Here is a 10,644-nt window from a genome sequence, read left to right on the forward strand (position 1 = left end):
GTGCACCCGGATTAAGTCTGCTATGTGCGGATAATCCAGGTGATCCACACTCCTGGGGGTCAAGGGGTCGCAGGTTCAAATCCTGTCGTCCCGACAGTGATGTCGGATATTTTCGCAGCTCAGGGGTCATCTTCGGATGGCCCCTGAGGCGTTTCACGGGAGCGCTTTGGGAGCGAGTGGGAGCCGGGCCGCTCCCAAAGCGCCGGAAGCTGGGAGCGACGTCAATCTACGGTTGATCGTGGGTCGCCCGATGGTGTCGCTCCCGGTGAAGATCTCTGCCGTTCGGCACCGCTGTGCTGGTCAAGTGCTCGGCTTTTCGACCCCTTGTCCGGGTTTTCGTCAAGGGGTCGTGCTCCCGCTCGACCCCTTGACTGTTTCCGGCGACCCCTTGACCACGAGTGCTCCCTGTCTCGGTGCACACTCCCTCCAGATCTTGAACGCGCCGAGTGGCATAGCGGCAGGTGGCGGGCGGCGCTGGCGGGGGAGAGGGGCGTCGTATGGGTTGACTTGGCCAGTGGGAGGCCGCTGTTGGTGGCAGTAGGGCGCTCCCCGCGGCCATCCCGGACACGCATTTCAGGCCCGCTCGTCGACGGCGTCGCGGCGGGGGCCAAGCATCGGCCGTGCCCTTGCCGATAACCTCGCGTGATCGTCCGGCGGCCGTCGTCCCCGGACTCGCCAGACATGTTGATGCCGTCGGCTACGACCCGGACTGGGGTCGGCCCACCGTGTACCCGGACACGATGGACTGGATGATGGTGCATGAGGTCGGCTTCTCGTTGTCGATGTTGCCAATTCTGCTCTGCGAGGTCCTCGTCATCTGTACTCACGTGTTCCTCGGCGGCGGAGCGGAATCGCGTGTCCTCGGCAAGGCACTCCTTGAGGGCTCTGGCTACTTGCCCCTGAAAAAGCCGGGGTTTGCGGTGGGTTGACCTTTGGCGAGAGCTGGTGCGGGCTGCTAGTGAGTCGGGACAGTTGATGCGGGTCATCGGCGGCCGGGGGTGGTGGCGGTGTTGCGGGTCACGGGAGCGCAGGACACATGGTGGCAGGTGTTGCCGGAGCAAGCACGGCAGTTACCTGCCGAGCTGGCCAGGATCGATGCATTCCTGGACGACGAGAGGTTCGTCGCCCCGTGGCGGACGGTGTTCGCCCAGAGGCTGGGCCGCCCGTCAGTCCCGGTCGAGACACTGCTGCGACTGCTGTATCTCAAACACCGGTACCAGCCCGGCTACGAAACGCTGTGCCGCGAGGTCGCGGACTCGCTCAGCTGGCGACGGTTCTGCCGCATTGCCCCGATCTCTCCGGTGCCCCGCCCGACCAAGTTGATCAAACTATTGCGCCGCAGCGGCCCGCGGGCCGTCGAACAGCTCAACGCCGCCCTGCTGGGCAAACTGGCCGAGGATAAGCTGCTGCGAGGCCGCAAGCGCGTCGACACCACCGTGATCGAGGCCGACATCGACCACCCCACATACGCCGGCCTGCTGGAACACGGAGTCCGTAAGCTGGGCCGGCTGGTGCGGCGGATCAAGGCCGCAGGCGCCGCCAAGCGCACCCGGTTCCATGACCGCAGCCGCTCGGCTGGACGGCGGCTGAAGGAAATCTCACGCACACTGCGACGGCGGACCGGCCAAGCCATGGGCAAGATCGACCTGCTCACCGGCGAGATCGCCGCGGTGGCCCGGGCCATCGTGAGGGATGCGGCCGCGGTGGAGCGCGCCGTGTGACAGCTGGTGATACGGCGAGGCTCCGCCGGAAGCCATCCTGACGCGACCCCTGCGCGGAGCCGTGAGACGACGAAGCCCTACCGGAGCGCTCCGGTAGGGCTTCGTCGTGAGATCGGCTGCGCCGGCGTGCACGATGCGGTCGGCGCTTCAGGCGGTCGGTGTCCCCGTGAGGCTCTCGGGGTGCGCCTGCAGCTCGGCGCGGGTCGGTCATGGCTGGCTTTCACAGTCCGGCCGGCCAGCTCCAGGCGTCGGTGTTCAGCTCGCGAGGCCCACAGTGCCCCTGCAGGCAGTCGGCCCCGCGCCGTAAGATCAGGGCACGGCGTCCCGGCGGCCTGTGTCGGGTGCGCGCTCAGCTGGGCCGCTGCCTCGTCCGGCCGTCTCATGAACAGGTTCGCGAGGGCGAGCATCTCCTGTGCCTCTTCGAGATCGTCGGTGAAGTGCGGGCCCTGCGATCTAGTGCTACTCCGCGTTAGTTCGTGGAGGGTGGTGTGGTCCAGGCAGTGGGGTCGTTGAGGTAGAGACCGCAGGCACAGTCGAGCGCCTCTTCGGGCGAGCCGAATGGCAGGCCGGAAGGCAGGAAGTTGTCCTGGTACTTGCCGCTGCTGGCGAGGTATATGGCAAAGCCCCAGGTGTGCAGGACGCCGGTGAAGCGCAGTCGGCACAGCGGCAGCGGTTCCTCATCGCCCGGCATTTCGCCCGCCACGTAGGCGAATCCGGTACGAAAACGGACCTGGACACCCGAGAGCTGGGGCCAGCGTTCCCGCGCGCGGTCGCGCAGTCGGACGCGGAGGTGGTGCTGCATGGACTCGGGCGGATTCTTCGGCACGGTCCCCATCCTGCCCGGCAACGATCGCGCTGCGCCATGATCACCTGTCATGGGTGGGGACAGGCAGGCAGTGCCGGTGGAGCTGGACGAGGCGTTACGAGCGCGATTGACACGCCTTGCCAGCTCCACGCGCGGGCAAGTACGGGCGGTGCTGCGCGCGAAGATTGTGCTCGCTGCCGCTGCGGGGGCATCCAACGCCGCCATCGCCCGCACGCTGGGAGTCAGCGTGAACACGGTCCGCAAGTGGCGAGGGAGGTTCACCGCCGCCGGGATGGAGGGACTCAAAGACGCTCCACGCCCGGGACGGCCCCGCCTTTACGACAGCCGGGTGCGGCTGGCCGTGGTGGCTTCCGCGACCAGCGCACCGCCCCACCCGGAGTCGACATGGACGCACCGGACCATCGCCACCGTGGTCGCGGAGACCACGTCCGCCGCCATCTCCCCGTCCCAGGTCGGCCGGATCCTGGCCGACCTGGACCTCAAGCCGCACAAAGTCCGCGGCTGGCTCACCCGCCGCGACAATCCCCAGTTCTGGGAACGGGCCGCCGACATCTGCAACCTCTACCTCAACCCGCCGAACAACGCGGTGGTGCTGTCCATCGACGAGAAGACCGCCATCGCCGCCCGCTCCCGCAAACACCCCGGCCGTCCCGCCGGACCCGGCCGGCCCTCACGCCAGGAATTCGAGTACATCCGCCACGGCACCGTCTCGATCAGCGCCGTGCTCAACGTGCGCACCGGCGAGGTCCTCACTCAGCCCATCGCCCGTAACAACGCAGCGACCTTCATCGACTTCCTGCGGATGCTCGAGCGGACCATCAACCCGATCCACGCCATCCACGTCGTGCTGGACAACGGCGCCTCCCATATCGCACGGACAACCAAGACATGGCTGGCCGACCACCCCCGCTGGCACGTGCACTGGACCCCGCCGCACGCGTCCTGGCTTAACCAGGTCGAACTGTTCTTCTCAGCCCTGACCCGCCGTGTCCTACGGCACGGCGACTTCCCCAGCCGCGACGACCTCATCGACAAAATGGACGCCTACGTGATCGCACACAACACCACTGCCAAGCCCTACCGCTGGACCTACGAGGCCAGCCCAGTCAAAGCCACATGACACCTCCACGAACTAACGCGGAGTAGCACTAGGGTTCCGCGGGGCTTGCGAGTTCATGGCCCGTGTCCCCGCGGTCGCCGGACACCGGCGGCCCGGCCGGGGCGCGGCGGTCCAGCAGGGTGAGGAGCGGCCCGGTCATGGCAGTGGTGACCAGGGCCATGACGACCATGATCGAGTACAGGTCCTGGTCGAGCAGGCCCAGTTGGAGTCCGACCGAGAGCACCACCAGCTCCGTCAGGCCCCGAGTGTTCATCAGGACGGCGAGCATCGCCGCCGAACGTGCCGGTAGCCGGCCGATCCGCGCGGCGGCGTAGGTGCCGCCGGTCTTGCCGACCACCGCCACCACCATGATCAGCACCAGCTCGACCAGCCCGTGGACGTCCAGACCGCTGAGATCCACCGAGAGGCCGCTGAGCACGAAGAAGGCCGGCATCAGGAGCGCGGAGATTTGTTCGGCGGACTCGCGCAGACGGTCGAGCGCCGACGGAGCTGCGGCGACCGGGGCCGCGGAGGTCTCGGTACCGTCGGCGGAGTTCCCGCGGTCGCGAGGGACGACGAGCCCGAAGAGCAGCGCACCGAAAATCAGGTGCATGCCCATGGCCTCGGTCGCGGCGGCCGAGAGCAGCGCGCCGACGATCAGTGCGAGTGCTCCGGGCCGCCAGGCCGTACGGGCGAGCAGCGGCCGTACGGCAACCAGCATGAACAGCAGATAGGGCACGAAAAGCAGAACGATCGCACGTCCGTCCGACACGAGCGCGGTGAGGGCGGCTAGCGCGATCCAGGCCAGTACGTCCACCGCCGCGGCGGACGCCATGGCGACGGTGCCCTCGAGGGTGCCGGTCAGGCCCCGGTCGGTGAGTATGCGGGCCAGGACGGGCAGGGCGGTGATGGAGAGCGCGAGACCGAGGAACATGACGGAGGCGGCGGAATCGCCGCCCGGGCTTTCCGGCGTCAGAAACAGTGCCAGTCCCGTACCGAGCAGGAAGATGGGGGCCGTGGCACCGACGGCGACGATGCCCGTAGCCCTCAACCGCCCTGACAGGTCCGTCGGTCGCAGGTGCAGGCCGACGCCGAACATGAAGAGGGCGAGTCCGATGTTGGCGACCGCGGAGAGCATCGGGCGTATGTCCGTGGGGAAAAGGAGTTCGCCGACGACACCGTGCAGGACGGTGGGGCCCATCAGCACGCCGGCGGCGATCTCGCCGACCACGGGCGGCTGACGCAGCCGGACGGCGATCCGTCCGGCGATCCGGGACAGCACGACGGCGGACGCGATCCCGATGAAGAGGTGGACAAGGTCTGGGCTGGTGCTCATGGCAGCTACCGGTCTTAGGCGAGGGGCAGTGTGTCTGCCCGACGGAATCGGCGGAAAGGGAAGTGCGCATCGAGCCGCGTCGACGGCAGCGGGCGGGGCGGACGCTGTCCGCGGCAGCGTGAGACGGGGCAGCGGCGTGCAGGCCCCGCGGCGCCGACCGCGCCTCATGGGGCGGCGATGTCAGGCCGCTCGCGGAGCCGGGCGGGGGCCGGGCCCGGCGGTTCACCACCGGGCCCGTGCCTCCCGCCGATGGAAACCACAGGTCAGGCGGTCAGTGCCTGGCGCCACCGTACCGGCGCGCCCACCCGCAGCACCGAGTTGCGGTAGATCCGCCCGGCGAGGATCATGCAGCAGGCCGTGACCACCAGCAGGATGCCGGCGGCGGTAAGCTGCTCATGCACTGTCGCCGTGCCCACCGAAGCCTTGAGCGGTATCAGCAGGCCGGAGAACGGCGGTATGTACTGCACGACCGAGACCCAGGGCGCGGAGAGATGGGCGGCGGCCGCCGTCGCCGCACCGACCGGCGCCAGGGCGAGCAGCATCACCGGTGTCAGCACGCCCTGCAGGTCCTCGGGCCTGGACACCAGTGATCCGGCCGCCGCGTACAGCGAGGCGAACATGGCGAAGGTCAGGAGGAACCAGAGCACCGTCACCACCAGGGCCTGCGGCCCCGGCATCGCGGTGGTCTGCTCGGAGATCACCGACTGCGCCCCCACCACCGCGCACAGCATCGTGGCCACCTGCAACATGCCGGCCGTGACGATGCCGGAGACCTTGCCCACGAGCAGTTCCAGCGGAGTGAGCGTGGCGAGCAGTACCTCCACCACCCGGGTGGACTTCTCCTCGACCACCCCCTGTGCGATCACGGATCCCTGATTGACGATCTGCATGAACAGCACGATGGTCAGGCTTGCCGCGGCGCCCAGTTGGAGCGTTCCCACGGACTTCCCGACGGTCACAGTGGTGGGTGCGGCGGCCGCGGTGTCCCGTGCCAGCCGCCCCAGATCCACGTCCTGCCGGAGCAGGGCCTGGTGGCCGGCCCAGGTCCTGGCCAGTGCGTCGGCGCCCGCCCGAGCCTGATCGCTGGTATCGGCGCGGGTCAGGAGGGACGCGTGGCCTCCGGCGACGACCACCGCCGCGTCCGCGTCCTTGCTCTCGACGAGCCTGCGCGCCTCTGTCATGCCGTTACACGACGTCACCCGCGCACCGGGCGGCGCGGTTCCGAGCGACGCGGCCGGTGTGCCGCAGACGGTCACGGTGGCGGAGGTGCTGCGCCCTATCAGGTTGAAGCCGATCACCAGACCGAAGGTGACGAGGGAGAGCAGAACCAGGCTGACGAGATAGCCTCTGGTGAACATCCGCGCCCTCAGTTCCCGGACGTAGACCAGGCGGACGCGGGTGGGGCGCAGCGAGTGCTGCTCGGAGCCGGGTCGCTTCATGCGGACACCTTGTCCAAGTCGGAGGTACGGGCCTTCCCCGGGGCCGGAGCGCCGGTGGCCGCGGAGCCTGCGGGCGGCGGGTCCCCGACCGGTTCGACCAGGTCCCGGAACAGCTCGACGAGGCTGGGTACGTGTCGCCGCATCTGCGTTACGGTGCCGTGCCGCACGGCCTCCATCAGCAGGTCGTTCTCGGTGTGGCCCACGGCGAGGTCGACCAGGACGCCCTGCTGGTGTGCCCGGAATCCGGCAGCCGCGGTGCAGCCCGCGGGCCAGTCCTCGCCGGCGCCCTCGACCTCGACGTACACCTGGCCGCTCGCCTCCGCGGGCCGCAGCTCATCGAGGGAACCACAGGCCACGCGGCGTCCGGCGCGCACGATCGAGACCCGGTCGCAGAGCTGCTCGACCAGATCCAATTGGTGGCTGGAGAAGAGAACGGGCACACCCTGTGCCGCCTTGTCGCGAAGGACGTCGCTCATGTCGTCGACGGCGAGCGGGTCGAGCCCTGAGAACGGCTCGTCCAGGATGAGCACTTCGGGATCATGGACCAGGGCGGCGGCCAGCTGGACGCGCTGCTGGTTGCCCAGGCTGAGGGTGTTCACCCGCTTGTCGCGGTGCTGGGTGATCCGCAGCCTCTCCGTCCAGCGGACCATCGCCTCACAGGCATCGGCATGCGACAGCCCGTGGAGCTCGCCGAAGTAGATCAGCTGCCGGGCCACGGTCATCCTGGGGTACAGCCCGCGCTCCTCCGGCATGTAGCCGAACCGTGCCGACTCCAGTCTCCCGACCGGTGCCTCACCCCAGAGCACCTGTCCGCGGTCCGGTGCAAGCACCCCGACGCCGATGCGCATGGCAGTGGTCTTGCCTGCCCCGTTGCCGCCGACGAAGCCGGATATCTCCCCCGGTTGTACGGTCAACATGAGTGAGTCCAGCGCCTGTTGGGATCCAAAGCGCTTCGACACTTCCTCGAGCACCAAAGGTTTCACGGGCCCTCCCCTTCCGTCTTCCTGTGCTGTTGATCTGTGCGCGGAGTCTAGTTTCCTGTCGGGAAAATACCTGCTACTTTCTCAACAGGAAAGTAGAAGTGCTCCTCAGGACGATGTGAGGGTCGATGGCGTACGACGGCAAGCGCGACAGGAACCCCTTCGATCGGCAGGCCGTGACGGCGGCCGACGCTCAAGCCGCGCTCGAGGACATCCGCAGACGGCAGGAACAGTCCGGTGTGGCCGAACTGCGGTTCGGCCTTTCCCGTTCCTCCCTCCTGACGGCGGCGCTGCTGCTGTTCATCTCCTTTGCGTCCTTCGACCTGCCCAATCCCTGGGGTGGTGCGGTGCTGGTCCCGGGGCTGCTGCTGGTGGCGCTGATGGTGGTCCGCCGCACGCACGGCGCCCCGGTCCGCAACAGGCTGGGCGCCGGAGCCGCGCTGGTGGGGCTGGCCTGCGGCATCGCCGCGTTCGGGCTGTTCCGGGGGCTGGCGGCGGCGCTCTCCTCGGGCGGGGTGCCGACACCGCATCTCATCGCCGCCGCGGTAGTGGTCGGGGCCTGCCTGCTGGTGGCACCCCGTGCTCGCAGGGCCGCCGAGGCGCGGCTGCGACGTCGGGCGGAGCGGCGGTACTGATGGACGCCGACTTCGACGCCTTCCTGCACCCGGCCCCACGACTGACGATCGTCGCCCTGCTGGCGCCCGCGGGATGGACCGAGTTCGGATTCATCCGGGACGCGATCGGCACGAGTGACTCCGCGCTGTCCAAGCAGTTGTCGGCACTCGCGGCCGAGGGGTATGTCGAGGTGCGAAAGCAGGTGGGTGTGGGCGTCCGGCGCACACTCGCACGGCTCACGCCGAAGGGGCGGGAGGCGTTCGCGCGGCACGCGGCGGCGCTGGAGCGGATCGCGGCGACGGCGCGCGCCGCGCGGCCGGCCGACTGACCACTCGTGACGTCCAGCTGACTCCGGAGGTCACGAGTGACTCCGATCCCCGGGAGACCCGCCCCGCGCGGGTCTGCCGCGGCACCGGGACGGGCGCGATGTGACTGAACGGGAAGTCGGGTACCGGCCCGTCCTTTTTCGCACCCATGTTCATGTACGGAAAGTTAATAATAGGGGACTCTTTGTGATGATCGAAGTGCGAGAGCTGACAAAATGGTACGGAAAGACCCGGGCGGTCGATGAGCTCAGCTTTCGCGTCGAGCCGGGGCGGGTGACCGGGTTCCTGGGGCCCAACGGCGCCGGAAAGTCGACGACGATCCGCGCGATGATCGGTCTCGACCGTCCCACCTCGGGCGAGGTCCTCATCGACGGCAAGCGTTACGAGGACCTGCCCCGCCCCCTGGCCGCCGTGGGCGCGCTGCTCGACGCCCGCGCGGTGCACAGCGGTCGGAGCGTGCGGGGACACCTGGCCGGTCTGGCCCGCAGCAACCGGCTGCCGCTGCGGCGTGTCGACGAGCTCCTCGAGATGGTCGGGCTCGCGAGTGTCGCGGACAAGCGGGCGAAGGGGCTGTCACTGGGCATGGCTCAGCGTCTCGGCATCGCCGCCGCTCTTCTCGGTGACCCTCAGGCACTGCTGCTCGACGAGCCGGTCAACGGCCTCGATCCGGAGGGCGTGAAGTGGATCCGCGACCTGATCAAGCGCATGGCGGACGAGGGCCGTGTGGTCCTGGTCTCCAGCCATCTGATGAGCGAGATGGCGCTGACCGCCGGGCACCTGGTCGTGATCGGACGCGGCCGGCTCCTCGCCGACACATCCGTGGAGGACTTCATCACGGGCAACTCCCGGTCCTACGTCCTCATCCGCACGCCCGAGCCCGAGCGCATGCGCGACCTCCTGGCCGCCCGTGGCGTCCACGTGGACGCCGGCCCCGACGGGTCACTCGAGGCTGTGGGCGCCGACCCGAGGGCGGTGGGCACCCTGGCCGCCGAGAACCGGATCGCCGTCTACGAGGTCAGTCCGAGGACCGCCTCTCTGGAGGAGGCGTTCATGCAGTTCACCGCAGATGCCGTCGAGTACCGCGCAGAGCAGGAGGCAGTGCGATGAGCAACGACCTGAACGCGGCCGTCGGTTTCGAGTGGTCCAAGGTGCGCACCCTGCGTTCCTTGCCGTGGAGCCTTGTCGTCTGCGTCGTCCTCAGCCTTGCGTACGCCGTACTCACCGGAGCTGTCGTGCAGCACCAGTACGCGGACAAGCCCGCCCCCTCGTCCTTCGACCCGATCTCTGCCGGATTCAGCGGGCTGCGGCTGGGGCTGATCGGGCTCGTGGTCTTCGGTGTGCTGGTCGTCACCAGCGAGTACTCCTCCGGGACGATCCGCAGTTCACTGGCCGCGGTGCCCCGGCGTGGGGTCTTCTACACGGCCAAGATGCTCACCGGCGGCCTGACGGCCGCGGCGGTGTCCGTCGCCGCCACGTTCACCAGTTTCCTCCTCGCCCAGGCGACCATGGGGGACGAGAGCGTGTCCCTCACCGACGACGGCGTGCTGCCCGCCCTGATCGGGGCAGTGCTCTACGCGACCATGCTCTGCCTGTTCTCCATGGGTGTCGCCGTCCTCCTGCGCTCCTCCGCGATCGCCATGGGCATCCTCGTGCCGCTCTTCTTCACGCTCTCGACGATCCTCACGAACGTCCCCGGCGTCGGAAAGGTCGCGCAGTTCCTGCCCGACCAGGCCGGCGGGCTGGTGCTCTACCGGCACGCACCCGAGGAGTACGTGCTGAACGCGTGGTCCGGACTCGCGGTCCTCGCGGGATGGACCGCGTGCGCGGCGATCGCCGGCTACCTGGCCCTGCGACGCCGCGACGCCTGACGGCACCGGTGCGGTCCGTGCGCCTCGCGCATGCGGACCTTATGCGCAGCCGATGCGCGCTCTCCCTCGTCGGCGATGCGGGAGTCGAATCTCGGCCTCCCATGATCGGTGCAGGCGCCGGTAACGAACGGCAGTTCGGCGCCCGCATCCATCACACAAGGGAGAACCTCCATGTACCAGGGCGACCTGTCCCTCCTTGAGGAGATCGAAGAGCAGGACTTCGACGGCGTTGCGTACGGAGCGTGCACCACGAACACCTTCTCGCTGTCGGACGCGCTGGGCAACAGCGGCGGCTGGTGCACCCTCACCAAGGAATGCCAGGCCAACTGCAACTGACCTTCGAAGAAGGCGAGAGAGGAAGCACCATGCCTAACGAGAAGAACATCCTCGGAGAGTACGACGAGGCGGAGCTCATCGAGCTGAGCGAGGCACGT

11 protein-coding genes and 1 pseudogene are annotated in these 10,644 nt (G+C 68.7%); 8 read left to right on the forward strand and 4 right to left on the reverse strand.

Features of this window, described 5'->3' with window-relative positions:
- Positions 1-620: 620 nt before the first annotated feature.
- Positions 621-929, forward strand: coding sequence for a hypothetical protein (locus ACIRQP_RS33640; protein ID WP_403897052.1), 309 nt, complete (start codon positions 621-623; stop codon positions 927-929).
- A gap of 78 nt (positions 930-1,007) precedes the next feature.
- Positions 1,008-1,712, forward strand: a pseudogene (locus ACIRQP_RS33645) (transposase); the annotation flags it as partial.
- A gap of 478 nt (positions 1,713-2,190) precedes the next feature.
- On the opposite strand, the gene ACIRQP_RS33650 reads toward ACIRQP_RS33645, so the two are convergent.
- Entirely contained in the window at positions 2,191-2,547 is a 357-nt protein-coding gene (locus ACIRQP_RS33650) for a hypothetical protein (protein ID WP_403897054.1), read from the reverse strand.
- Positions 2,548-2,596: 49 nt separating this feature from the next.
- Here ACIRQP_RS33650 and ACIRQP_RS33655 point away from each other — a divergent pair, with 49 nt between their 5' ends.
- The gene (locus tag ACIRQP_RS33655; protein WP_403897057.1) at positions 2,597-3,667 is read left to right on the forward strand and encodes an IS630 family transposase; all 1,071 of its coding nucleotides are present in this window, start codon (positions 2,597-2,599) and stop codon (positions 3,665-3,667) included.
- Between the two features lie 28 nt (positions 3,668-3,695).
- On the opposite strand, the gene ACIRQP_RS33660 is transcribed toward ACIRQP_RS33655, so the two are convergent.
- From ACIRQP_RS33660 to ACIRQP_RS33670, 3 genes are all read right to left on the reverse strand, one after another.
- On the reverse strand, positions 3,696-4,982 hold the full coding sequence (locus ACIRQP_RS33660; protein WP_403897059.1) for a cation:proton antiporter: 1,287 nt from the start codon (positions 4,980-4,982) through the stop codon (positions 3,696-3,698).
- Between the two features lie 263 nt (positions 4,983-5,245).
- A complete protein-coding gene (locus tag ACIRQP_RS33665) occupies positions 5,246-6,421 on the reverse strand; it encodes an ABC transporter permease (RefSeq protein ID WP_403897061.1) in 1,176 nt (391 codons plus the stop codon).
- A complete protein-coding gene (locus ACIRQP_RS33670; protein ID WP_403897064.1) occupies positions 6,418-7,338 on the reverse strand; it encodes an ABC transporter ATP-binding protein in 921 nt (306 codons plus the stop codon). Before ACIRQP_RS33670 ends, ACIRQP_RS33665 begins: the two co-directional genes overlap by 4 nt.
- A 191-nt stretch (positions 7,339-7,529) precedes the next feature.
- Here ACIRQP_RS33670 and ACIRQP_RS33675 point away from each other — a divergent pair, with 191 nt between their 5' ends.
- The 5 genes from ACIRQP_RS33675 (at position 7,530) to ACIRQP_RS33695 (ending at position 10,546) form a co-directional block, all read left to right on the forward strand.
- Positions 7,530-8,036: a hypothetical protein gene (locus ACIRQP_RS33675; RefSeq protein ID WP_403897067.1), complete on the forward strand. Its 507-nt coding sequence runs from the start codon at positions 7,530-7,532 to the stop codon at positions 8,034-8,036.
- On the forward strand, positions 8,036-8,344 hold the full coding sequence (locus ACIRQP_RS33680; RefSeq protein WP_403897069.1) for a transcriptional regulator: 309 nt from the start codon (positions 8,036-8,038) through the stop codon (positions 8,342-8,344). The genes ACIRQP_RS33675 and ACIRQP_RS33680 overlap by 1 nt, the downstream gene beginning before the upstream one ends.
- 187 nt (positions 8,345-8,531) lie before the next feature.
- Positions 8,532-9,449, forward strand: coding sequence for an ATP-binding cassette domain-containing protein (locus ACIRQP_RS33685; RefSeq protein WP_403897071.1), 918 nt, complete (start codon positions 8,532-8,534; stop codon positions 9,447-9,449).
- On the forward strand, positions 9,446-10,210 hold the full coding sequence (locus tag ACIRQP_RS33690; RefSeq protein WP_403897074.1) for an ABC transporter permease subunit: 765 nt from the start codon (positions 9,446-9,448) through the stop codon (positions 10,208-10,210). Before ACIRQP_RS33685 ends, ACIRQP_RS33690 begins: the two co-directional genes overlap by 4 nt.
- Before the next feature lie 171 nt (positions 10,211-10,381).
- A complete protein-coding gene (locus tag ACIRQP_RS33695; protein WP_403897076.1) occupies positions 10,382-10,546 on the forward strand; it encodes a plantaricin C family lantibiotic in 165 nt (54 codons plus the stop codon).
- The last annotated feature ends 98 nt before the right edge of the window (positions 10,547-10,644 follow it).

The sequence above is a fragment of the Streptomyces sp. NPDC102274 genome (assembly GCF_044766385.1).
Taxonomy (GTDB): domain Bacteria; phylum Actinomycetota; class Actinomycetes; order Streptomycetales; family Streptomycetaceae; genus Streptomyces.